A 23,894-nucleotide genomic window follows, 5' to 3' on the forward strand; every position below is an offset into this window, starting at 1 on the left:
CACCGCTACCCTTTCCTCAAAGGAGACCACTGTGATGACAAACCCCCTCTTGGCCCGCTGGGACACCGCTTTTGAAATTGCCCCTTTTGATCAGATCAAGGATGACGATTTTGCGCCCGCCCTCGATCATGCGCTGGCGCAGCATCAGGCCTGGATTGCACAGATCGCGCAAAATCAGGAACCGGCAGATTTTGCCAATGTGATCGAAGCGCTGGAAACGCCGGTTCCTGCGCTTGAGCAGGTGCTGTCAGTGTTCTTTACCGTAGCCGGCGCCGACAGTAATCCGGCGCGCGAGGCTTTGCAGCGTGAGTTCTCCCCAAAACTGGCGGCACATTTTTCGACCATCACCGCCAATAAGGCGCTTTACGCCCGGGTCAAAGCCGTCTGGGATCAACGCGATAGTCTGGATCTGACAGAGGAGCAGGCTCGGGTTTTGATGCTGACCCACCGGGGCTTTGTACGCGGTGGCGCAGCCCTGGAGGGCGAGGCCGATCTCCGGATGCAGGAGATCAAAGGGCGTCTGGCAGTTCTGGGCACCGATTTTACCCAGAATCTGTTGGCGGATGAGCGCGATTGGTACATGGAACTGGCGGAAAAAGATCTCGAGGGATTGCCGGAGTTTGTGATTGATGCCGCCCGCGCCGCCGGGGTGGAAAAAGGCAGCGCCGGCCCGGTGGTGACTCTGTCGCGGTCTCTGATCACGCCTTTCCTGCAGTTTTCTCCGCGCCGGGATCTGCGTCAGAAAGCCTTTGCCGCCTTTGCGGCGCGCGGCGCCAATGGTGGTGCCAGTGACAACCGGGAGATTGCCGCTGAGATCCTGGCCTTGCGGGCCGAACGGGCGGCGCTGTTGGGCTATGACAGCTTTGCCGATTACAAGCTGGAAACCGAGATGGCCAAGACCCCGGCGGCGGTGCGTGCGCTGTTGATGGAGGTCTGGCAGCCAGCCGTGGCCCAGGCCAACCGTGATGCGGAACACCTGGCACAGATGATGCATGAGGAGGGTATCAACGGCGATCTCGAACCTTGGGACTGGCGCTACTACGCGGAAAAACGCCGCAAGGCGGAACATGATCTCGATGAGGCCGAGCTGAAGCCCTATCTGCAGCTGGACCGCATGATCGAGGCCAGCTTTGCCTGCGCCAATCGCTTGTTTGGGCTGGAGTTCAAACCGCTGGATGTGCCGCTTTATCATGCGGATTGCCGCGCCTGGGAGGTGACCCGCGCGGGTAAGCATCTGGCCGTTTTTATCGGCGATTACTTTGCCCGTGGCTCCAAACGCTCAGGCGCCTGGTGTTCGGCGATGCGGTCACAGGCCAATTTCCCCAAACCAACCAGCCCGGTGGTGATCAATGTCTGCAATTTTGCCAAGAGCGATCCGGCACTCCTGTCCTGGGATGATGCCCGCACTCTGTTCCATGAATTTGGCCATGCGCTGCACCAGATGCTGTCAAATGTCAGCTACGAGAGCATCTCAGGCACCTCCGTGGCGCGGGATTTTGTGGAACTGCCAAGCCAGCTTTATGAGCATTGGTTGGAAGTGCCTGAAGTTTTGAGCGAATTTGCCATCCATGCGGAAACTGGCGCGCCGATGCCTGCGGATCTGTTGAAAAAGGTGCTGGGAGCCGCAACCTTTGATATGGGCTTTCAGACAGTGGAATATGTCGCCTCGGCTTTGGTGGATCTCGCCTTTCACGAAGGTTCGGCGCCGACGGATGTGATGGCAAAACAGGCTGAGGTTCTGGCCGAGATCGGCATGCCGCAGGCGATTGTCATGCGCCATGCGACGCCGCAGTTTGCCCATGTGTTCTCGGGCGATGGCTATTCTTCAGGTTACTATAGCTACATGTGGTCTGAAGTTATGGATGCAGATGCCTTTGCCGCCTTTGAAGAGGCGGGAGGCGCCTTTGATCCAGAACGGGCCAAAGCGCTGGAGGCGCATATTCTGTCCACCGGTGGCTCAAAGGATCCTGCAGAGCTCTACACGGCGTTCCGGGGGCGTTTGCCGGGGGTTGAGGCCCTGTTGAAAGGGCGCGGATTGGCTGCTGAATAGGGTCTCGAACAGCACCGGGGGAGGGGCGCTGCCCCCGGTCTGTGACCTCCCCCGGAATATTTTTGGAAAGATGATAAAGAGTAGCTGGGGAATTGGGGGTCAGTACCCGAGATCCCGGTTGACTTGATTGAGTAGGGGCAAGCCTGTTTCGCCGCGCTGAATGTTTTGGACAATCATCTGTGATGCTGTCAGCGGCCGGGTTTCGGCGGCGATATGTGGTGTCACTGTGATCTGCGGGTGTGCCCAGAAGGGATGCTCTTGTGGCAGTGGTTCCTGGCGGAAGACATCCAGGGTGGCATGGGCGAGATGGCTGCTGTCCAGGGCTGCCAATAGGGCCGCGTCCTCTATCAAAGGGCCGCGGCCGGGATTGATGATGCGGGCCCCTTTGGGCAGCAGGGACAGGGTTTTGGCATCAAGAGTGTTATGTGTAGCCGGGGTGTCCGGCAGCAGCAGGATCAGGATTTGGGCCTGTTGCAGGGCTCGTGCAAAGCCCGCGTCACCGTATTCGCAGGTGATGCCGGGGATGCATTTGGCGGAGCGGGACCAGCCGGTGACCGGGAAGCCAAGCTGTGCCAGGGCGGTGGCGCAGGCAGCGCCCAGAGCGCCGAGCCCCAGCACGGTGACAGGGCGTTCCTGAGCAAGGGGAGGCACGACCGGATCCCAGCGGTCCTGGGTTTTGAGGCTGCGGTCAATGTCCAGGTGATAGCGCAGGACATGGCCCGTGACCCATTCCACCATGCCCGCGGTCAGACCGGGATCCACCATTCGACACAGTGGTTGAGTGAGGGTCGTATTGCCGGTGATTTTCTCCACCCCGGCCCAGAGGCTGAGGACCGCTTTGCAGGCCGTATAGCCCGTAAAATCCTGCAGGTCGGAATTGGGCGCATAGATCACATAATCCACCTCTGCCGGAGCGTGGTCCTGGCGCAGATCTACCTGGAGCCCAGCCTTGGCAAAGGCTTCCCGCAGCGGGGCCTGGTAGGTGTCCCAGCGCTCGGGGCGGGCGGCAAACTGAACCTTGATCATGTGGCAAATACTCCGGACATGTCTTTGAAGCCTTTGATTTCAATTGGGTTGCCGGCGGGGTCATGGAAAAACATGGTGCTTTGCTCACCGGGCTCATTGGCAAAACGTGTCACTGGCGCCAGGGTGAAGTCAAGACCGGCAGCGGTCAGCTGGTCGGCGAGCAATTGCCACTCCTCCTGCGGTAGGATCACCCCGAGATGGGGCATGGGAACCAGATGATCACCGACCTTGCCGGTCTTGGCGGTGGCAAAGACCGGTCCCAGGTGCAGGGAGATCTGGTGGCCAAAAAAGTTGAAGTCGACCCAGGTCTCGGTGCTGCGCCCCTCCGTGCAGCCCAACAGGCCGCCGTAAAAGGCGCGGGCCTTGTCCAGGTCATCTACATGGTAAGCGAGGTGAAAGATGCTCATGTCGCGTTCTCCTGTTTGTGTGCCCTTGATTTACGCGAAGACAAAAGAAAGCCCTAGCTTGCTTTGCTGTGTTCAGACATAAGTTTTTCTCATGGATCTAAGATTTGTCAGCAGCCTCATTTTGGTTATCGACGCGGGCTCTTTGGCGGCGGCAGCCCGGATGGGAGGTATCACGCCTTCGGCGGTGGCGCAGCGGATTGCCACATTGGAAGCCCTGTTGGGGGTGTCGCTATTGGTGCGTGCGGGGCGGGTGATGCAGCCGACGCCCGAGTGCCGCCGCCTGTTGCCGGGGTTGCGGCAATTGCTGCGCGACGAGGCGGCGCTAAAGGGGCTGTTGCAGGCCGACGGGCTGCAAGGTCAGTTGCGATTGGGAGCCATTTCCACGGTGATCAGCGATCATGCCAAGGATCTGGTTGCCGGGCTGCGGAGCGCGGCGCCACAGGTCGAGCTACAATTGATCCCGGGGGCGTCCAGTGCCCTGTTTGCTGAGTTCGAAGCAGAAGGTTTGGACGCAGCATTGATCGTACAGCCGGAGTTTACGCTGCCCAAGACCATGCAGTTTACGCCGATATCACGACAACAGATCGGTTGGCTGCTGCCCGAAGCCGGAGGGGGCGCTGTGCCGGAAGGGGAGTTGCCTTGCATTCTTTATAGTCGCGAGGCCTGGGGCGGTGTTGCCTGCTGGCAGGCCCTGCAGGTGCAGGAGAGCAGCCCCAAGGTTCTGGCGGAGATGGACGCGCTAGAGAGTATTGCAATGTTGGTGCAGGATGGGTTGGGCCGGTCGGTTCTGCCCAGGTGGGCCACGCTTGATCGCTATGCTCCAAACGCGCGATTTGTGCCAATTGCCGGGCTCTACCGCGAATTTGGCCTGCTGAGCTGGAGCCGGGATCGCAGCAGGCCAGTGCTCAAGTTACTGCTGGAGATCCTACAAGGCAGCAGCAGGTCAGATCCAGGGTCGGATCATCGCGGGCGATGAATATTGGCGCTTTGGACCAGGCCAAAGGCGGCCAAGAGCACCAGCATCGCAGAGCCGCCATAAGAAACCAATGGCAGGGGCACGCCGACCACGGGGGCAAGCCCCATGACCATCGACATGTTCACGGCAAAGAACAAAAAGAAGGTGATGGCCACGCCGAGGCTAACCAAAGAGGAAAAGCGATCCTTAGCCGCCAGCGCGGTGACAACGCAGAATACGATGATCAGCACATAGAGGCTGAGCAGGGTAAGCCCGCCGATGAATCCGAACTCCTCGGCCAGGGTGGTAAAGATGAAATCGGTGTGTTTTTCCGGCAGAAAGTTCAGCCGGGATTGTGTGCCCTGCATGTAGCCGCGCCCGGACCAGCCACCGGATCCCAGTGCGATTTTCGACTGGGTGATGTGATAGCCTGCACCTAGGGGGTCTTGCGAGGGGTCAAGGAAGGTATCAATACGCAGATACTGGTAGTTCTTTAGCAGTTGCCATTCGGTGCCTCGGCTTTGAAAGACGGCGGCCACCAGGCCCAGGCCCGAGGCAATGACGGCAGCAAAATAGGCCCAGTGAACCCCGGCCAAAAACATCACGCCGCCACCTGCTGCCATCAGCAGGATCGAGGTGCCGAGATCAGGTTGGCGCAGCACCAGAAAGGTTGGCAGCAGGATCATCATCACCGGGATAAAGACCCAGATCGGGCGCGAGCTGCGCTCAGGCGGCAACCAGTCGTAATAGGCGGCCAGCAGCATCACCGAGGTGATTTTCATCAGCTCGGAAGGCTGCAGGCGCATAAAGCCAAGGTCGATCCAGCGCTGGGCACCCATGCCGACGGTGCCAAAGAACTCAACGGCCAAAAGCAGGACGACGGAGACCAGATAGGCCAGAATAGACATGTTGCGCCAGAACCAGATCGGGATCAGCGCCACCACCAACATCACGCCCATGCCAAGCAGAAAGCGTTTGAATTGAGGTTCCGCCCAGGGGGAGAAGGATCCGCCCGCAACCGAATAGAGCATCAAAAACCCAACTGCCGCCACCGAGGCCAGCAGGAGGGTCAGGGGCCAGTTCAGATAGAGGATCTTGCGCAGGCCCGTGGGAGTCGATTTGGCGTTATACTCAAGATAGCTCATGCGCGGTCACTGTCCGGGTTTTCAGCACGTTTGAGCCGCTCTCGTTCCAGCCGCTCCTGCTGTGCCTTGATACGGCTGCGGTCGCCTTTGGGGTAGGCTTCCAGCGGCGGGGTGCCATTGTAGAGCGCCTGCAGCATGACATCGCGGGCAATCGGCGCGGCAGCCTTGGAGCCGCCACCACCATGTTCGACAATTACCGAGATCGCAAATTTGGGGTCGTCAAAGGGGGCAAAACAGACATAGAGCGCATGATCGCGGCGCTCCCAGGGCAGGTCCTTGTTGCTGATCACCCCGGCGGCGCGTTCGGCGGCGGTGATGTTGCGCACCTGGCTGGTGCCGCTTTTGCCAGCCATGCGCATGCCTTCGGCGATGATGCGCGAGCGATAGCCGGTGCCGCGGCGGTCATTGCTGACCGAATACATGCCGCGCCGGATCATGCGCAGATTGTTCTCATTCAACCCCAGCATTTCACCGGCACCAGAGGGCTGTTCCACCCCGTCGATGGATTTGATCAGACGCGGGGACAGGTCCCGTCCGGTGGCCAGTCTGGCGGTCATCACAGCCAGTTGCAGTGGGGAGGCCAGCATGAACCCCTGTCCGATCGAGGCATTGACGGTATCGCCAACCAGCCAATCCTGCCCTTTCACCCGGGACTTCCATTCGCGGTTGGGGGCCAAGCCACTGGCCACCGCAGACATTGGCAGATCGTGGCGAATGCCCAGTCCCAGCCGCTTGGCCATGGCAGAGATCTTGTCGATGCCTACCTTGATGGCGAGGTCGTAATAATAGACATCGCAGGATTGTTTGAGAGAGGTGTTGAGATCGACATGGCCGTGGCCGCCGCGTTTCCAGCAGTGAAATTTGCGGCCCGAAACCTCCAGGTGGCCTGGGCAATAGACCGTATCTTCGGGCCCGATCAGCCCCTCTTCGAGGGCTGCGAGGGAGGCGACCATCTTGAAGGTGGAACCGGGGGGGTAGGTGCCTTGAACGGTTTTGTTGGCGAGCGGACGATAGGGGTCTTCGGTCAGCATCCGGTAGTCTGCGACAGAGATGCCCCGTACAAATTGGTTGGGGTCAAAGCTCGGCGCCGAGGCAATCGCTCGCAAATCACCATTTTCGCAGTCCATCACCACCACGGCGGCGCTTTCGCCACCTAGCCTGGCCTGAGCGTAGTTTTGCAGATCGGCATCGACAGCAAGCTGCATATCGGCGCCCGCCTGACCTTCCTTGCGGTCCAGCTCGCGCATAACGCGCCCGCCGGCGTTGACTTCGATCCGTTTGGCCCCGGCGGTGCCGCGCAGGGTATCTTCGCGCTTGGCCTCAAAGCCAACCTTGCCAATCTGAAAGCGCGGGATGCGCAGGATCGGATCCGGTGCCTCCAGCTTGCTCAGGTCGTAGTCCGACACCGGACCGACATAGCCAACCACATGGGCAAAATCATCCAGCTGCGGATAGATTCGGGTCAGGCCGACTTCGGGGGTGATGCCCGGCAGGGCCGGGGCATTGACCGCCACCTTCGAGATATCCTCCCAGTTCAGCTGATCCGCCAGGGTGATAGGCAGAAAGGGCCGGTTGCGGCTGATCTCAGTGCGGGCGCGCTCAATATCTTCGGGCGGCAGGGGGATCAACTCTGACAGCTTGGCGATTACTTGCTCCACATCCCCGGCATCCTCGGGGACCAGAATGATCCGGTAGGAGGGCGAGTTATGCGCCAGGGTGCGGCCATTGCGATCAAAGATCTCGCCGCGGGCCGGGGCCAGCAGGCGGATATTGATGCGGTTTTCTTCGGCCAGCAGGCGAAACTGATCCGCCTGATCAATCTGCAAATAGCGCATGCGCGCGGCAAGCCCCCCGACAAACCCCAGTTGCAAGCCCCCCAATAGCAAAGCACGGCGGCTCAGCTTGCGGTGGGCACCTTCCAGATCTTTGGGGGATCGGCTCATTTGCGGGCTTCCAGAATTTCGGCTTCGGCAGCTGTGAGTTTGCGGACGCCCAAAAGGCTTTGGCTGAACAGCGCCACCAGGGGGTAGGCGGCAATAGTTGCAAAGATCTCGACCATCGACAAGCTCAAGGGCGCGCGGGGGATTGCAAGGATGGAGAGGGTGAAGCGGTTCAAGATGGCGATGATGAGGATCACCAGAGCAACCGATAGCCATTCGGCAGCAAAGGTTGTTTCGTGCTGTGGCTGGGTGCGGGCGCGCAGGAATTCACAACCCAGCACCACCAGCAGCGTGAGCAGACCGGGCGGGCGATGAAACAGCAGATCGGCCATCAGCATGACCGCGATCAACAGCAGCACAGGCACATAGTCCGGTCGGCGCAGCGACCAGGCCATGGCCAGGCAGATGATCAGATCCGGCGGGGCCCAGGTGCGCGCCTGCGTATCCAAAGGCAGCAGATGAAAAAAGATCACCAGAAAGGTCAGCGCCGCAAAAGTGAGCCGCATGAGTTGGATTTTGCCGGGGGTGACCTCAGCCATTTCCAGCTCCGCCACTGTCGGCCCCCGCGGATCCGGCGGCGCCATTGGCCGGGCGGGATCTGGGGGTATTGGCGCCGGGCGCAGGCACGATCAGCCCACCGGGGTCTTGGATCACTTGGGTGCCATGATGGCGCAGCACCCTCAAAAACTCGAGGCGTTCATAGTCTGCCGACAGGCGCACCCGCATGCGGCCGCTGCGATCCTGGGTCGCCTGTCCCACCAGTAGTCCGGCCGGAAAGACATCGCCATCCCCCGAGGTCACCACGCGGTCGCCAGGGCGCACCAGATCGGCGTTTTCCAAAAAGGTGAGCAGCGGCACGGTACTGTTGTCGCCGGTCACCAGTGCCGTCTGGCCCGAGGGCTGGATGGTCACCGGAACCGCGCTGGCGGCATCGGTCAGCAGCACCACGCGGGCGGTATTGCGACCGGTGCCAGAGATGCGGCCGACCAGCCCAATGCCATCCATGGTGGCCCATCCATCCTGAATGCCATCGCGGGCGCCGACGTTCAGGATGACCGATTGACGAAAGGGCGAGCCGCTGTCGGCCATGACCACGCCAGTGATAAAGGTGAGCTTGGGGTCCAGCCGCACGTTGTTGAGGTCCAACAACCGGGCGTTTTCCTGTTCCAACTGCAGGGCGGCCTCTTTCCAGGCGCGCATCTGGCGCAGCTCGGACCGCAGTTCGCGGTTTTGCTCGGCCAGACGTTGGTAACTTTGGAAGTCTCGAAACAGATTGACCACACCGGTCACGGGGACCATGGCCCAGTCCATATTGGGGACCACCGCGTCGATCAGCTGAGCGCGAAATCGTTCCACCCGGGGGCTGTCGATCCGCCAGACCAGAAACAGCGCAGCCAAACAAAGACAGGCCACGACCACCAGAAGGCGGCGCAGTGGCGTTGCATAGTCTTCGCGCTGGGAGCGGTCTTTGGCCAAGGGGCTCCTTTCCGACGCCAGTCAAAGCCGCCTTTGCAAAGGCAGGGCGGCCTGGCAGGCTTAGCTATCGTAGTCGATGGCGTGGCGCAGCTGCTTTTCAAACTCCAGCGCCTTGCCGGTGCCCAGTGCCACGCAGTTCAGGCATTCATCAGCAATCGAGACGGCCAGGCCAGTCTGCTCACGCAGGGCCAGATCCAGATCGCCCAACAGCGCGCCACCACCGGTGAGCATCACACCGCGATCGACGATGTCTGCTGCCAGATCCGGGGGCGTGGTTTCCAGCGCGGTCATCACCGCTTCGCAGATCTGCTGCACCGGTTCTGCCAGAGCCTCAGCCACCTGGGCTTGGCTGATTTCGATTTCTTTGGGGACGCCGTTCAGCAGGTCACGGCCACGAATTTGCATCGACTGGCCGCGGCCGTCGTCGGGCATCCGGGCGGTGCCGATGGAGGTCTTGATACGTTCGGCGGTAGCCTCACCGATCAGCAGGTTCTGCTGGCGACGCAGGTAGGAAATGATCGCCTCATCCATACGGTCACCACCAACACGCACCGAACGCGCATAGACGATATCCCCCAGGGACAGAACCGCCACCTCGGTGGTGCCGCCGCCGATGTCGACAACCATATTGCCGGTGGGGTCGGTGATCGGCATGCCAGCACCGATGGCGGCTGCGATGGGTTCCGCGATCAGGCCCGCGCGTCCGGCGCCCGCCGAGAGCACGGAGGTGCGAATCGCGCGTTTTTCAACTGGGGTGGCACCATGGGGCACACAGACGATGATCTTTGGTTTGCGCGAAAAAGGCGAGCGTTTGTGCACTTTTCGGATGAAATGTTTGATCATCTCTTCGGCAGTGTCAAAATCGGCGATCACACCTTCGCGCATGGGGCGGATGGCCTGAATGCTGCCGGGGGTGCGGCCCAGCATCAGCTTGGCGTCTTCGCCAACCGCCAGCACTTTCTTGACACCGTCCTTGATATGATAGGCAACCACCGAAGGTTCCGAGAGGATCACGCCCCGGCCTTTGACATAGACCAGTGTATTTGCGGTGCCGAGGTCGATGGCCATGTCCGTTGTCAACAAACCGCCAAGATTTCCGAAAAGCGCCATATAAAATGTGATCCTATTGAACTGCAGCGAGGGGCGACTCCGCGAGGGTCGCAGACCAAGGTCTTATACCAGCGAAGCGCTGCCGCGAAAGGGCGTTTTCGGCTCAACTAGCGCCTTTTCGCCGGCGAGGGCGAAAATCTGGGCAGACGGGTTGTACTTTCGCTGTCGCACCGTCAGGTGATCGCTAAAGGCAGGCGCGATGGGCTGGGCACAAGCAAGGCTGGTTTCGACGTGATTTCTTTGGGTTCCGTGCAGGGCCAATTCGCGCTAAAGCCAGTGACATGCTTTCCTATCAACATATCTATCACGCCGGAAATCTGGCCGATGTGCAGAAACATGCGCTGTTGGCAGTGATTCTGTCCTACCTCACCCGTAAGGATAAACCGGTCAGCTATATCGAGACCCATGCCGGGCGCGGGCTCTATCATCTGGACGCGCCGGAAGCGGTGAAAACCGGTGAAGCCGCCGCAGGGATTGATCGGGTTCTGAGCGAGGACATGCTGCCCGAGCAGCACCCCCTGCGGCAGGCGCTTGCTGCCTGTCAGGCCGCGCATGGGGAGGCCGCCTATCCGGGCTCGCCGTTGATTGCCTCGACCCTGCTGCGGCCCCAGGACAGCCTGCATTTTGCCGAGTTGCACCCTGGCGAACATGAGGGGCTGCGGCAGGCACTGCCACGGGGGCGGGCCAAGGTGCATTTGCAGGATGGGTTCGAGCTGGCGCAATCGCTGGCGCCGCCAACACCGCGGCGCGGGGTGTTGCTGATTGACCCGAGCTATGAAGTCAAAAGCGACTATGGCCGCATTCCCGGCATCATCGCCAATCTGCATCGCAAATGGAACGTCGGCGTGATTGCCCTATGGTATCCGATCCTCAAGGATGGTGCCCACGGCTCAATGCTGCGGGCGCTTGAAAACCAGAACCTCCCCGGTGCGCTGCGCCATGAGGTGCGGTTTCCGCCCGCGCGCGAAGGTCATCGGATGATTGGGTCCGGCATGTTTGTGATCAATACACCCTTTGGCACCGAGGCAGAATGCGCGCGGTTAGATAAGAATTTTGCCACATTAATTTGACCCGCTGCAGACCTTGGGAAGCCACGGAAAGTCTGGCCTCAAAGAGCGGCATCGCGGGCTTCCCACTTTTTGATCCAGTCCCAACCTCCCAGGGACTCGATCAGTGGCTCTAGCTGGGTTTCAAATTGCTTCCATTTGCCCAGGCCAGACGTGTTGAGACCTGCGCGCACTTGCCGCAATGAAGCTGTTTTGACCAAGCCCTTGCTGTTTTGCGGTGTCAGGCAGTTTGGATCCCACTCAAGTCCGACATGCTTCAGCAACGCCTTCATCTGCGGTTCGGGGGCTTCTACCAGTTGACGATAGGATTGCAGGTGCAAGCGACTGCCCAGTTTGGGAATGTAGTCATCCAAAGATTCATAGCTGGCACGGATGTAATGGCCGATCCAGGCCAGCTTCTTGGAATAGAAATGCCCTGCGTGGAAGTTAGTGCAAAACAATGAGAGGCCAACATCCAGCGGATGGCGCATCATAAAGATAAACCGCGCGTCGGGGAGGATCATCCGCGCAAAGCCCATCTCAAAATGGTTTTGAGGTAATTTGTTGATAATGATCTCAGGCTTGGACGTACCGTTCTGAAGCGGGTGATGTGCCAGATAAGCCTTGCGACCGGCCATGGCCTGTTCTGGGGATGTGTTTCGACACCAGTGCCAGTCCTTTTCCTGATGCTGGCCAAAAGGGAGCGCCTCGTCTTGGTGCTGCGTGATTTCTTGTGAACGATGGTCTGTTAAAATAAAACGAACCTGCATTAAGGCCGGACTTTCGCCAATTGTACCGACCCCCTGATGCGCATTCAGCATGTTTTCTATCAGGGTGGTCCCCGAGCGGGGTGGTCCGACGATAAACACTGGTTTTGCGGTGTTGATGTCACATTCTAAATGGGGCAGATGGCTGGGATCAAAGTGTTGGCGCTGGCCAGTCACAGACGCAGTTACGGCCTCAGCATTGTATCTGCCGGGGGTCTCGTCCTTGGCGGCTTTGAAATAGGAAAAGGCGATGTTAGTCCGGCCTTCCGTAGAGGAAATTTTTCCTAAAGCACTGAAAATATTTCTCTTTTCAGATTGTGAAACTCTGCCCTTCGCGAGCAACTTACGTAGCCGTTTGGCGTAGCGGCTATTCCAGTCGTATGGTGATGCGACGTAAAGTGCGGTCAGGGCCATGACTGAGTTGGGTTGGAAAGAAAGTATCTGTTCAAAGGCTTCAGCGGCTTCAGCTATATTGCCGTTTTGCAGGCGCCTTGCCCCCAACTTACCCCAGGCAGAGATATTATCCGGCCAGGTTGTGACGATGGCCTCGAGGACTTCAATGCCGCGTTCAGGCCTTTCAAGTCCAAAATAGCATTGGGAAATCAGATCCAGCATTGCGCAGTCAGCGAGACCTGCTGCGACCTGGGGGTGTAGGATCGTGAGAACGTTTTGAAACTGACCCTGCTGCATCAACTGCAGGTAGGGACGGGGATCAAACCCCGACGCCGCCGGTTTGATGATTGCCTGTTCAGTCATGCAACTGCCTTTTACCTAAAGATAGAACACAGTTTTAGCGACATTTCCTTTCGTGATTGATAATTTGAACGCAACCACGCATCAAAATTTTGCCTTCTCAAATCAGCGAGCTTATCCCCCCCCTTTATTCGCTGGTCAGGAAAGGGGAAGAGCTCGCTGAGATTTCTGGGTCAGGTCACGTCTTTATACGAGATCTCGCGGGTATCAGCGCCTTCACCAACCCGGTCGCGCCGCACAATCACTCGGTTCAGCGCGTTGATATAGGCCTTGGCCGAGGCCACAACCGTATCGGTATTGGCGCTTTCGCCGGTGGCAATGATGCCATCTTCTTCGAGCCGTACAGAAACCGTGGCCTGAGCATCGGTGCCTTCGGTCACAGCATTCACCTGATAGAGCTGCAGACGGGCGGTGTTTGGATAGAGCTTGCGGATCGCCTTGAAGGTGGCATCCACGGGGCCGTCGCCGTTCTCCACCGCCGTCAGGTCTTCGCCGTCGATCTCCATTTCAACGGTGGCCTCAGCCGGGCCGCCGGTGCCGCAGACAACCTTCATCGAAACCAGCTGCAGATGATCGTTTTCGGCATCCTCGCCCGAACGCATCAGGGCGAGGATGTCGTCATCAAAGACCTCTTTCTTGCGGTCGGCCAGCTCCTTGAAGCGCACAAAGAGATCTTTGAGCTGGTTGTCGCCAACCTCAAAACCCAGGGTGGTGAGCTTGTCGCGCAGTGCGGCGCGGCCCGAGTGTTTGCCCAGGGGCAGCGAGGTGCCGGACAGGCCCACGTCTTCGGGGCGCATGATCTCAAAGGTTTCTTTGTTCTTGAGCATGCCATCCTGGTGGATGCCGCTTTCATGAGCAAAGGCGTTTTTGCCGACGATGGCCTTGTTGGGCTGCACCGAGAAGCCGGAAACGGTCGAGACCCGGCGGGAGATATGCATGATCTTCTGAGTGTCGATGCCGGTCTTCCAGGGCATGATATCATTGCGCACCTTCAGCGCCATGACAACCTCTTCGAGCGCGGTATTACCGGCCCGTTCGCCCAAACCATTGATGGTGCATTCGATCTGACGCGCCCCGCCAGCCACAGCCGCCAGCGAGTTTGCCGTCGCCATCCCGAGGTCATTGTGGCAATGGGTGGCAAAGATCACCTCATCGGCACCGGGGACGGTCTCGATCAGGCGTTTGATCAGATCGGCGCTCTCAACCGGGGCGGTGTAGCCGACTGTATCGGGGATGTTGATGGTGGTCGCGCCAGCCTTGATGGCGATTTCGATCACCCGGCACAGATACTCCCATTCGGTGCGGGTGGCATCCATCGGCGACCATTGCACATTGTCCACCAGATTGCGGGCATGGGTCACGGTCTCGTGGATCTTGTCGGCCATCTCATCCATCGAGAGATTGGGAATGGCGCGGTGCAGCGGCGAGGTGCCGATAAAGGTGTGGATGCGAGGGCGGGCCGATTTGCGCACGGCCTCGGCGCAGCGGTCGATATCTTTGAAATTGGCGCGGGCCAGACCACAGATCACCGAATTCTTGGAACGCTCGGCAATCTCGCTGACCGCCTTGAAATCGCCCTCGGAGGCGATTGGGAAACCGGCTTCGATAATGTCGACGCCCATGTCGTCCAAGAGCTCGGCAATCTCGAGCTTTTCGTCATGGGTCATGGTGGCGCCGGGGCTTTGCTCGCCGTCGCGCAGGGTGGTGTCGAAGATCAATACGCGATCTTTGTCAATCGAGTTGGTCATATCTGTAGCTTTCTGAAGTCTGTCCTAGGTGCATTCTCGTGGCGCGCAAGCCAAAATCCTCTGAGCGGACGCGCCGAATGGCACGCTCAGAGGCGGGCTAGGAGCAGTAGGGCGCGCAGTGACGCACCGCGAAGGGCGGTGTCGATCATGGGGATATCTGCGCAAACTGTCATAGGCCGATTTATACAGAGCAAAATACGAATGGAAAGAGGGAATTTCGCGGCGCGCGGTGAGGTTTTAGCACTCAATAGTGCGGTGGGGTGACAGCCGAGAGCAGCCGGGTCAGGCCGGGACCGGGGTTGCGATAGCCGTGGGGCTGATCCGAAGCGAATTGGATTGTGTCGCCTACACCCGACAAAAACACTTGATCCTTGATGGTCACTTCCAACTGTCCTGCGCTACGCAGGGGCAATGGGTGTTGCGGGTTTGCTACATTCTGGAGCCGCTACTGCGGCGACAGCTCACCTAGATAGAGATGGCCTGAAGAACTTCAGCCAGCCCCGAGGCTGCCTGGCCGGGGCTTGCGGTGGCACCTATTACGTTAGTTGTCTGCGCTACTGGTCTCTTCTGCGGGGCTGTCACTGTTACTTTGCGTGGCAGCTTCTTCTGAGCCGGGTGGCGCCCCATTGGTCCACTCGCCGCTGACCTCCTCACCACCGCTATAGGTCATGGTGCCGGGGCCCTGGCGTTTGCCGTTCAAAAAGCTGCCGACATAGATGTCGCCATTGTGATAGGTGGCGGTGCCTGCACCAGTGATCTTTCCTTCGGTCCAATCGCCTTCATAGGTGAAGCCGTTGGGCACTTCGAGCCTGCCCTGTCCGTGGCGCTGACCGTTGACAAAGCTGCCCGTGTAGACCGAACCATCCGCATAGGTCACGCGGGCCTCGCCGTGGCGTTTTCCGTTCTGCCAGCCCCCGTCGTAGCGATAGCCATTGGTGTCGCTCATCACGCCCTGACCGTGGATTTGGGCGTTGAGAAAACTGCCAGTATAGGTCACATTATTGGTATAGGTGGCGGTGCCTGTGCCCTCGATCACCCCAGCGATCCAATCGCCCTCATAGGTGGAACCATCACTATAGGTGATCTTGCCGGTGCCATGGGAGAGATCATCCTGAAACTGGCCCACATAGACTGACCCATCCGGGTAGGTCACGCGGCCGTTGCCCTCGATCTGGCCCGCCAGCCAATCACCAGTATATGTATAGCCATCGGTCTCGGTAAAGGTGCCGGTGCCATGGCGCAGGTCATCCTCAAACATGCCTTCATATCGGTCGCCATTGGCGTAGATCTGCGTGCCGATCCCCTGGCGACGTCCCTGGTCCAGAGGGCCGCTGTAGACATCGCCGTTGGGCTGGGTCAGCGTGCCGATGCCATGCATCTGGTTGTTGGCCCAGTCCCCTTCGTAATGAACCCCGTCCGACATCTGCAGCGTGCCTTTGCCATGGAGCAGCCCATCGGCAATGTCGCCCTGATAGATGTCGCCATCCGGGTAGGTGATTGTGGCCGCGCCCTCCTTGCGGCCCTCGACCCAATCGCCATTATATTCATAGCCGCCGGGAATCTGTAGCACGCCTTTACCCTGGTGCTGGCCCTGAACAAAACTGCCCTCGTAGCGTACCCCATTGGCATAGACGGCAACCCCCTGGCCATTGATGACGCCCGCCATCCATTCGCCCTCATAGGTGCCCCCATCCGAGAGAGTGATTTTCCCCAGGCCCTCGGGTTTGCCCTTGACGAACTCGCCCTCATAGACCGAGCCATTGGGAAAACGCGCCACGCCACGACCCAGGATTTCGCCCTCGACCCATTGGCCGGAGTATTCATACCCATTGGGCAGGCGATAGGTGCCGGTGCCATGTTGCAGCCCCCCTTTAAAGGTGCCCTCATAGACACCTCCGATTTCATCTTGGCTGGTGATGATCGTGCCGTCCTGGGCCTGGGCCTGGGCTTGGCCTGCGGCGGTGGCGGCCAGGGTCAGGAGAGAGAGTATCGCAAGCGTTCTGCTGAAACCGGTCATAAAAACCTCTGTCTTACCCGTGCTGGTCTGAGCCCGCGCAGGAATTGCTTTTGCCAATGGGTTACTTCGGGCGACTTGCTGGGAAACTAAGCGAGCAAACAGCTTGTCGCAATGTCTTTTGCGCTCGCCCCTTTTCCTTGGCTGCTGATCTGATAAACGACTAGCAACATGTTTTGCAAAGGGCTTGTGCAAGATGGCTGATCGTTTTCGGGTGACACTGGCGCAATTGAACCCCACCGTCGGGGATATTGCGGGCAATGCTGCAAAGGCCCGCGCGGCCTGGGCCGAAGGCCGCGCCGCAAACGCGGATCTGGTGGCGCTGCCAGAGATGTTCCTGACGGGCTACAATACTCAGGATCTGGTGATGAAGCCGGTGTTTCAGCAGGCTGCAATGGCCGCGGCTGAGCAATTGGCGCAGGACTGCGCCGATGGGCCGACGCTCGCAATCGGCTGTCCTTGGGTCGAAGGCGGCAAGCTCTACAATGCCTATCTGATCCTCAAGGACGGCAAGATCGCCTCGCGCTGTCTGAAACACCATCTGCCTAATGAAACCGTCTTTGATGAGGTGCGCATCTTTGATGTGGGGCCTCTGGGTGGTCCCTATGCGGTGGGCGATACCCGTATTGGCTCGCCCATTTGCGAAGATGGCTGGCACGAGGATGTGGCTGAAACCCTGGAAGAAACCGGTGCCGAATTCCTGCTGATTCCCAATGGCTCGCCCTATTATCGCAACAAGATGGAAGTGCGGCAGAATCACATGGTGTCCCGTGCGGTGGAGACCGGCCTGCCGGTGATCTATCTCAACCTGGTGGGTGGTCAGGACGATCAGGTCTTTGATGGCGGCACCTTTGTGTTGAACCCCAATGGCGCCTTGGCGCTGCAGATGCCGGTCTTTGATGAGGCGCTTGCCCAGTTGGATCTGGAGCGCACTCCCGAAGGCTGGCGCGCTGTTGAGGGCGACAAGGCGCATCTGCCGGATGAATGGGAGCAGGACTACCGGACCATGGTCGAATCCCTGCGCGACTATATGGGCAAGACGGGATTCAAAAAGGTGCTGCTAGGGCTATCCGGTGGGGTGGATTCAGCCATTGTTGCGGCCATCGCCGTCGATGCCATCGGGGCCGAGAATGTGCGCTGTGTCATGCTGCCTTCGGAATACACCAGCCGGGAATCGCTGGACGATGCCGAAGCCGTGGCCGAGGCGCTGGGCGTGCATTACGACTATGTGCCAATTGCCGAAGGCCGTGATGCCATCACCAATACCCTGGCACCGCTGTTTGCCGGGCGCGACGAGGACCTTACTGAGGAAAACATCCAGTCCCGCCTGCGCGGGCTGTTGCTAATGGCAATGTCGAACAAATTTGGCGAGATGCTGCTGACCACCGGCAATAAATCCGAAGTGGCTGTGGGATATGCGACGATCTATGGCGACATGAATGGCGGCTACAACCCGATCAAGGATCTCTATAAGACACGGGTGTTCGAGACCTGCCGCTGGCGCAATGCAAACCATCGCCCCTCCTGGATGATGGGGCCGGCCGGAGAGGTCATTCGCCCCAATGTCATCGACAAGCCGCCCACGGCAGAACTGCGAGATGATCAAAAAGACAGCGACAGCCTGCCGGATTACCCGGAGCTGGATGCGATTCTGGAGATCTTGGTCGATCAGGACGGCTCGATTGCCGATTGCGTGGCAAAAGGTTTCGCGCGCGAAACAGCCAAACGGGTGGAGCATCTGATCTACATCAGCGAATACAAACGCTTTCAATCCGCCCCCGGTGCGCGGCTGTCACCGCGGGCATTCTGGCTTGATCGTCGCTACCCTATTGTCAATCGTTTTCGTGACTCATCTTGACTATTAAATTGAGACCGAAAACCGGCCAGTCTGGCTTTGGGTTCATAAATGCCACCTGTTTGCAATGATTTATGTGGTAAATTCCGTGCTGAGAGACCCGGCGATGCGTCCGAAAAATCACATTTTGTTCCCACTGGGCAAAAGGGCTATTTTGTCCCCTAGACCCAAAGCCAACAGCGCGGCATAGACCTCATCATGCCTGGACCTAAGCTGCCCCATTTCCAAGCCGATCTTGCCCTGCCCAAACGTGTCGATGCGGTTGTTGTTGGCGGCGGGATCATTGGTGCCTCGACGGCCCTTGAACTTGCCGAGCGCGGGTTCTCTGTCCTGTTGTGCGAAAAGGGCCAGATCGCGGGCGAGCAAAGCTCGCGCAATTGGGGCTGGGTGCGGATTTCGCAGCGTGACCCCCGTGAGCTGCCGCTGATGGCCGAGGCGATGAAACTCTGGCAGGGGCTGGAGGCGCGCACTGGTCATCCCACAGGCTATCAGCGCTCTGGCATTCTTTATACCGCCGAACGCGGCCGCGAAGAGGCCAAGCTCGAAACCTGGGCGCCGCATCTGGCGGCGATGGACATGCCGGGGCAGATGCTGCGTGGTGAGCTGTTGCAACAGCTGATGCCTGGTTTCCAGGGTAAGGTGATTTCCGGCTATTACACGCCATTGGACGGACGGGCGGAACCGCAACTGGCGACACATGCCATCGCCTGGGCCGCACAGGCGGCGGGCGCCAAAGTGATGACAGAATGCGCGGTACGTTCGGTTGAAACCGAAGCCGGGCGGGTGAGCAGCGTGATGACGGAACGTGGCCGCGTGGCCTGCTCGGCCGTGGTGGTTGCGGGGGGCGCCTGGTCGCGGCTGTTCCTGGGCAATGCGGGGGTTGCACTGCCTCAGCTCAAAGTGCTGAACTCGGTGCTGCGTACATCCGCAGTTCAGGACGGGCCAGAGGTCGCTCTTTGGAGCGGAAATTTCTCGCTGCGCAAACGTCTGGATGGTGGCTATACCATCGCCAACGGAACCGAAAACCTGGTCGATATCGTGCCTGACACCCTGCGGCTGGGGCTGAAGTTTCTGCCCAGCTACTTGCAGGAGTGGCGTTCATTGCAACTGCGTCTCACTGGGTCGGGTCGGTGGCGGGAAGAAGCTGCACAGGCCCGTCGTTGGGTGCCACAGCAGACCACCCCGTTTGAAAACACCCGGGTGCTGGACCCCGCGCCCTCGCAAAAGGCGATCAAACAGGGTTGGGAGGCCGCGCAAAAGGCCTTCCCGGTGCTGCAAGGCGCCGACGTGGTGCAGAGCTGGGGGGGGATGATTGATGTTACCCCGGACGGGGTGCCAGTGATCTCGCAGGTGGATGATCTGCCGGGGCTGTTTGTTTCTACCGGTTTCAGCGGGCATGGCTTTGGCATCGGTCCGGCGGCAGGCCGTCTGACAGCGGATCTGGTGACGGGTGACACACCTGTGGTGGATCCCCATGAATTCCGCCTGTCGCGGTTCTGGAAAAAGTAACCCGCCAGACAGACCAGCCCCCAGACTCTAGGTGCAGGGGGGACAGGTCCCGCGTTGCTGGGCAGCTGCCAATATGTCGTGCAGTCAAGTCGACCTGACTGCACAGTGCTGCGCTCTTTAGCCCATCATTTGATAGCTGACCGGGACAAAACGAAAGCCGGACCCACGTGTTTCCACATAGCCAGCCGCCGGGAAGGGCATGTGATAGCCAATCATCGGCGTGCGGGTGCTGGCCAACATGTCGAGCGTGGCCCGCCGCGCGGCGGTGGCGGCCTCTTTGTTCATGTCGAATTTGACCTCCCAATCCGGATGGGCAAAGGACCAGACATAGTGATTGGCCAGATCCGCGGTCAGCATCAGCTGCTGCCCGCCACTGTCGAGCAGATAGCCCATGTGACCGGGGGTATGGCCAAAGCTGGCAGCGGCGCTGATACCTGAAGCAACCGATCCGCCATCCTCCAGAAACGCGAGCTTTTCGGCAAAGGGAGTCAGCTTTTGGGCCATCAGCGCGCCAATTCCACCGCTCTTGTCCTGGGCGGACCAGAAATCATATTCCAGACGACCTGTGACATAGCGGGCCTTGGAAAAGGTTTCAGCCCCTTCGGTTGTCAGGCCGCCGATGTGGTCTGGGTGCATATGGGTGAGCACGACCACATCGATATCCTGCGGCGTCAGCCCAACCTCTGCCAGGGCCATCTGAATGCCTCCCTTGCCCAGGCCCGTGTCAAACAGGATTTTCTCTTGGCCCGTGTCAACAAGTGTGGGGGTAAAGAAAAACTGCGCCATATCAGCGGGGATAAAATTCGCAGCCGAGGTCGCAGCAAAGTCGTCGTCACTGGCGCCACCGCCAAATATGGCCTTGGCATCGCCAACGGGCCGACTGCCATCGAGGAGCGTGGTTACCGTAAAATCGCCAAGTTTGAACTGTCGTGTATACGCGGCGGGGGCCGGGCGAGGCGGGGCGGTTTGCGTTGTTGCGCTGGCGCTGCGGGCAGTCGCCGCCAGGGGCAGGGCTGCAGCGGCGGCGAGGGCGGAACGACGGGAGAATGTAGCAGTCATGAAGGGTCCTCTTTGCAGGGTGACCGGCATGGGGTCCGGTTTTGGGTGCCGAAATCGATTGGGCCTGGGGGAATCTGCTGGAAGTCGTTCCAGCATGACACAAAGCGGCTGCCTAGGGCATGGCCCTCACGCAACTGTGTGCGGGGGTGTCGGCGGTAGGACGCGGGTGGCTAAAACTGGACAAAGTCGGCGTCATGTGAGATGGGCAAGGCAACAGGAGATATCTGATGACAACCACTCGTTTTGCCCCGTCGCCCACTGGATATATCCATGTCGGCAACCTGCGCACCGCGCTGATGAACTTCTTGATCGCCCGCAAGGCAGGCGGTGAATTTATTCTGCGCATTGATGACACCGACCCTGAGCGCTCGAAAGAAGAATATGTCGATGCGATCAAACAGGATCTGGACTGGCTAGGCCTGACCTGGGACCGGGTTGAGCGCCAGTCAAGCCGGTTGGAGCGCTATGTTGCTGCTGCCGATGAACTGCGCCGCATTGACCGGTTCTACGAGGCCTTTGAAACTCCGACGGAGCTGGATCTCAAACGCAAGAAACAGCTCAATATGGGCAAGCCACCGGTCTATGACCGTGCAGCTCTGGCCCTGTCGGAGGATGAAAAAGCTGCCCTGCGCGCCGAGCGCGGCGATGGTGTCTGGCGGTTCAAGCTGGATCAAGAGCGCATCGAGTGGAAAGATGGCGTGCTGGGCGATATCTCGATTGATGCGGCTTCGGTCTCTGACCCGGTGCTGATCCGTGGTGATGGGCAGTTTCTTTATACGCTGGCCTCTGTGGTGGATGACACCGAGATGGGCGTCACCCATGTGGTGCGGGGCTCTGACCATGTGACCAATACCGCGACCCAGATCCAGATCATCAAGGCGCTGGGCGGCACGGTGCCGGAATTTGCCCATCACTCACTGCTGACCGGCCCGCAGGGCGAAGCCCTGTCAAAGCGGCTGGGCACCCTGGCGCTGCGCGATCTGCGCGAAGCTGGCGTACAGCCCATGGCGCTGCTGAGCCTGATGGCGCGTTTGGGGTCTTCTGATCCGGTGGAAGTGCGCAGCGAGATGGCGGAGCTGATCGAGGGGTTTGACATCAACCGTTTTGGCGCGGCGCCAACCAAGTTTGACGTTGAGGATCTTTATCCGCTGACAGCACGCTACCTGCAATCGCTGACTCTGGAAGAGGTGAAGCCCCATGTGGAGGCCCTTGGCGTGCCTGCGGACAAACAGGAGGCCTTTTGGGCCATGGCGAAAGAAAACATCACCACGCTGAAGGATCTGCAGGGGTGGTGGGATCTGTGCCAGAATGGCGCTGCGCCGCTGATTGCCGATGAGGACGCGGAGTTCATTGCTGAGGCGATGAAACTGCTGCCCGAAGGCCCCTATGATAGCGACAGCTGGAAGAGCTGGACCACTGCGGTCAAGGAGGCCACAGGCCGCAAGGGCAAGGGATTGTTCATGCCGCTGCGCAAGGCCGTCACGGGGCGCGAACGCGGGCCCGATATGAGCGCGCTTTTGGCACTGATGTCCGTGGTGCAAGCGCGCGGCTAGCGGACGGATCACATCCGAAGACAATAAGGGCGGTCCTGAAAGGGGCCGCCTTTTGTGGTTTAAGCGCAGTGTTGGTAACGGGGGGGGCTCCCGCCTGCTCAGCCCCATTCGCAGAATGGGACGACACAGTTGGGCCGGGCGCCGGGCGAGGCCCGGCGCGAGCGCGGGGCAGGCCACATCTTTACCCTCTGAGCCGGGCGATTGCGGCTAGCTCAGAATTTGCGCTTTGAGCTGGTTCAGATGGTGGTCAACCAGTTGCTGCTCTGCCGCTGACAGGATTTGGTGACGGGGGTAGCGGGGGGCTTGGCGGTCATTCAGGATTGGGGCGTCCCAGCCCCGGGTGCTGGCAAAAAAATCGGCAACCCCGGCTTCGCCAAAGACCTGAAGATGGCCCTGCACCACCACATCAAGATAGCTGAGCAGGATGGGGTGAAGCCGACTGCCCTGGTTCTGCGCTTTGGCGGGCACAGCATAGAATGAAATCTCGGTCTGATCCGGCAGCCCGTGACGGATCTGTTGCTCTGCGGTCAGGCGATCGTAGGCGAATTCGCGCGCGTCCAGAGCCTGCCAATCGGCTCCGGGCACCGCAGCGATAAGCCCGTCGATCTGGACCTGCGGGGCAGGCTCCACCGTCAGGAATGCCACATCCCGCAGAGCCGTGTGGCACCAGCGGCGGCGCCACCCCATGAGCTGCGCTGGCTGGGCGTCAAGATAATCATGAGTGGCTGTGTTCACCAGGCTGCCATAGCCGAAGAAATAGGGGGGAAGAGGCGTCATTTGATCGTTGTTCCGTTTTTTGAGACCGGGTCAATTGATGTATGTCAAACCGCTTTTTGCCGGGCCGTGCAATATAGCCAGAGCCTAAAGTAGCGGGAGCCAGGAAGATGCGCATCACAAAAAGGACCAACATTGCCGTCCGGCTGTTGATGTATTGCGCTGCAAATGCGGATCGTCTGGTGACCAAGGCTGAAATTGCCGAATGCTGCAATATCTCGGAGAACCATTTGGCGCAGGTGATCAACCAGCTGAGCCAGCTGGGCTATCTGCATACCCAACGTGGGCGCAATGGGGGCATGGCCCTGGGGCGGCAACCAGAAGCGATCCAGATTGGCAATGTCTTTCGTGACGTCGAAGGTGCATTGCCGATGGTGGAGTGTTTTGCCGATGCGGATAACACCTGCCCGCTCTCCAATGCCTGCCGCCTGAAGGTGGCGCTTTCAGAAGCCGCGCAGGCGTTTTATGCCTCGCTGGATGATATCACTTTGGAAGCGCTGATCTGTGACAATCACGATCTAATGCGCATTCTGCAACCGGTGGCCTGTGCTGGAGCTGCGACGGCGGAGGCAAGCTGAGTTCGGCAGGCCCTTTTGCGCGCTGACTGCAGGCCGATCTGTAGAGAAGAGATTGCAAACTAAACCCCAGGTCCGCTCCGGCCTGGGGTTTGGTTGTTCTGTGCTGTGAGGCAAGACCTGTTATCAGCT

General features: G+C 59.6%; 20 protein-coding genes. 7 read left to right on the forward strand and 13 right to left on the reverse strand.

The features are described from left to right. The first annotated feature begins 34 nt into the window (after positions 1 to 34). Positions 35 to 2,050, forward strand: a complete 2,016-nt coding sequence (locus AN476_RS01890) for a M3 family metallopeptidase (protein ID WP_054459052.1) — start codon at positions 35 to 37, stop codon at positions 2,048 to 2,050. A gap of 99 nt (positions 2,051 to 2,149) precedes the next feature. Here AN476_RS01890 and AN476_RS01895 read toward each other — a convergent pair whose 3' ends face one another. Then, positions 2,150 to 3,076 (reverse strand): glyoxylate/hydroxypyruvate reductase A, encoded by a 927-nt coding sequence (locus tag AN476_RS01895; RefSeq protein ID WP_054459053.1) that lies wholly within the window; start codon positions 3,074 to 3,076, stop codon positions 2,150 to 2,152. Beyond that, positions 3,073 to 3,483 (reverse strand): VOC family protein, encoded by a 411-nt coding sequence (locus AN476_RS01900; protein WP_054459054.1) that lies wholly within the window; start codon positions 3,481 to 3,483, stop codon positions 3,073 to 3,075. Before AN476_RS01900 ends, AN476_RS01895 begins: the two co-directional genes overlap by 4 nt. A gap of 91 nt (positions 3,484 to 3,574) precedes the next feature. On the opposite strand from AN476_RS01900, the gene AN476_RS01905 reads away from it, so the two are divergent. Further along, positions 3,575 to 4,459, forward strand: a complete 885-nt coding sequence (locus tag AN476_RS01905; RefSeq protein ID WP_054459056.1) for a LysR family transcriptional regulator — start codon at positions 3,575 to 3,577, stop codon at positions 4,457 to 4,459. On the opposite strand, the gene rodA is transcribed toward AN476_RS01905, so the two are convergent. The 5 genes from rodA to AN476_RS01930 are packed head-to-tail and all read right to left on the reverse strand — an operon-like array spanning position 4,444 to position 10,109. Continuing rightward, the gene (rodA, locus tag AN476_RS01910; RefSeq protein ID WP_054459057.1) at positions 4,444 to 5,583 is read right to left on the reverse strand and encodes a rod shape-determining protein RodA; all 1,140 of its coding nucleotides are present in this window, start codon (positions 5,581 to 5,583) and stop codon (positions 4,444 to 4,446) included. The two genes, AN476_RS01905 and rodA, sit on opposite strands and share 16 nt — an antisense overlap. Next, complete coding sequence (mrdA, locus tag AN476_RS01915) at positions 5,580 to 7,526, reverse strand: penicillin-binding protein 2 (protein WP_054459059.1); 1,947 nt, start codon at positions 7,524 to 7,526, stop codon at positions 5,580 to 5,582. The genes rodA and mrdA overlap by 4 nt, the downstream gene beginning before the upstream one ends. Continuing rightward, entirely contained in the window at positions 7,523 to 8,062 is a 540-nt protein-coding gene (locus AN476_RS01920) for a hypothetical protein (protein WP_054459061.1), read from the reverse strand. Before AN476_RS01920 ends, mrdA begins: the two co-directional genes overlap by 4 nt. Further along, positions 8,055 to 8,999 carry a rod shape-determining protein MreC gene (gene mreC, locus AN476_RS01925; protein ID WP_054459063.1) on the reverse strand — a complete coding sequence of 315 codons (945 nt, stop codon included), beginning with the start codon at positions 8,997 to 8,999 and terminating at the stop codon, positions 8,055 to 8,057. Before mreC ends, AN476_RS01920 begins: the two co-directional genes overlap by 8 nt. Positions 9,000 to 9,059: 60 nt before the next feature. Next, positions 9,060 to 10,109, reverse strand: a complete 1,050-nt coding sequence (locus tag AN476_RS01930) for a rod shape-determining protein (protein WP_054459064.1) — start codon at positions 10,107 to 10,109, stop codon at positions 9,060 to 9,062. Between the two features lie 281 nt (positions 10,110 to 10,390). Here AN476_RS01930 and AN476_RS01940 point away from each other — a divergent pair, with 281 nt between their 5' ends. Next, positions 10,391 to 11,179, forward strand: a complete 789-nt coding sequence (locus AN476_RS01940) for a 23S rRNA (adenine(2030)-N(6))-methyltransferase RlmJ (RefSeq protein ID WP_054459067.1) — start codon at positions 10,391 to 10,393, stop codon at positions 11,177 to 11,179. 38 nt (positions 11,180 to 11,217) lie between these two features. Here the strand turns inward: AN476_RS01940 and AN476_RS01945 are convergent, their stop codons facing one another. The 4 genes from AN476_RS01945 to AN476_RS01955 form a co-directional block, all read right to left on the reverse strand. After that, entirely contained in the window at positions 11,218 to 12,678 is a 1,461-nt protein-coding gene (locus tag AN476_RS01945; protein ID WP_054459068.1) for a sulfotransferase, read from the reverse strand. A 170-nt stretch (positions 12,679 to 12,848) separates the two neighbouring features. Beyond that, on the reverse strand, positions 12,849 to 14,423 hold the full coding sequence (locus tag AN476_RS01950; RefSeq protein ID WP_054459070.1) for a 2-isopropylmalate synthase: 1,575 nt from the start codon (positions 14,421 to 14,423) through the stop codon (positions 12,849 to 12,851). Between the two features lie 244 nt (positions 14,424 to 14,667). Next, a complete protein-coding gene (locus AN476_RS22770; protein WP_371257268.1) occupies positions 14,668 to 14,835 on the reverse strand; it encodes a cupin domain-containing protein in 168 nt (55 codons plus the stop codon). A 129-nt stretch (positions 14,836 to 14,964) separates the two neighbouring features. Beyond that, a complete protein-coding gene (locus tag AN476_RS01955; RefSeq protein ID WP_054459432.1) occupies positions 14,965 to 16,440 on the reverse strand; it encodes a 2-isopropylmalate synthase in 1,476 nt (491 codons plus the stop codon). 193 nt (positions 16,441 to 16,633) lie between these two features. Between AN476_RS01955 and AN476_RS01960 the strand changes: the two genes are divergently transcribed. After that, the gene (locus tag AN476_RS01960; RefSeq protein WP_054459072.1) at positions 16,634 to 18,295 is read left to right on the forward strand and encodes an NAD+ synthase; all 1,662 of its coding nucleotides are present in this window, start codon (positions 16,634 to 16,636) and stop codon (positions 18,293 to 18,295) included. Between the two features lie 195 nt (positions 18,296 to 18,490). Beyond that, the gene (locus AN476_RS01965) at positions 18,491 to 19,801 is read left to right on the forward strand and encodes an FAD-binding oxidoreductase (RefSeq protein WP_054459074.1); all 1,311 of its coding nucleotides are present in this window, start codon (positions 18,491 to 18,493) and stop codon (positions 19,799 to 19,801) included. 117 nt (positions 19,802 to 19,918) lie between these two features. Here AN476_RS01965 and AN476_RS01970 read toward each other — a convergent pair whose 3' ends face one another. Beyond that, positions 19,919 to 20,860 carry an MBL fold metallo-hydrolase gene (locus AN476_RS01970; protein ID WP_054459078.1) on the reverse strand — a complete coding sequence of 314 codons (942 nt, stop codon included), beginning with the start codon at positions 20,858 to 20,860 and terminating at the stop codon, positions 19,919 to 19,921. 227 nt (positions 20,861 to 21,087) lie between these two features. Between AN476_RS01970 and gltX the strand changes: the two genes are divergently transcribed. Then, positions 21,088 to 22,413 carry a glutamate--tRNA ligase gene (gene gltX, locus AN476_RS01975; protein ID WP_054459079.1) on the forward strand — a complete coding sequence of 442 codons (1,326 nt, stop codon included), beginning with the start codon at positions 21,088 to 21,090 and terminating at the stop codon, positions 22,411 to 22,413. A gap of 207 nt (positions 22,414 to 22,620) precedes the next feature. Here gltX and AN476_RS01980 read toward each other — a convergent pair whose 3' ends face one another. After that, positions 22,621 to 23,190 (reverse strand): gamma-glutamylcyclotransferase family protein, encoded by a 570-nt coding sequence (locus tag AN476_RS01980; RefSeq protein WP_054459080.1) that lies wholly within the window; start codon positions 23,188 to 23,190, stop codon positions 22,621 to 22,623. A gap of 107 nt (positions 23,191 to 23,297) precedes the next feature. Between AN476_RS01980 and AN476_RS01985 the strand changes: the two genes are divergently transcribed. After that, entirely contained in the window at positions 23,298 to 23,765 is a 468-nt protein-coding gene (locus AN476_RS01985) for an Rrf2 family transcriptional regulator (RefSeq protein ID WP_054459081.1), read from the forward strand. Positions 23,766 to 23,894 lie beyond the last annotated feature (129 nt).

The sequence above is a fragment of the Phaeobacter sp. 11ANDIMAR09 genome (assembly GCF_001294455.1).
In the GTDB taxonomy this organism is placed as follows: Bacteria; Pseudomonadota; Alphaproteobacteria; order Rhodobacterales; family Rhodobacteraceae; genus Pseudophaeobacter.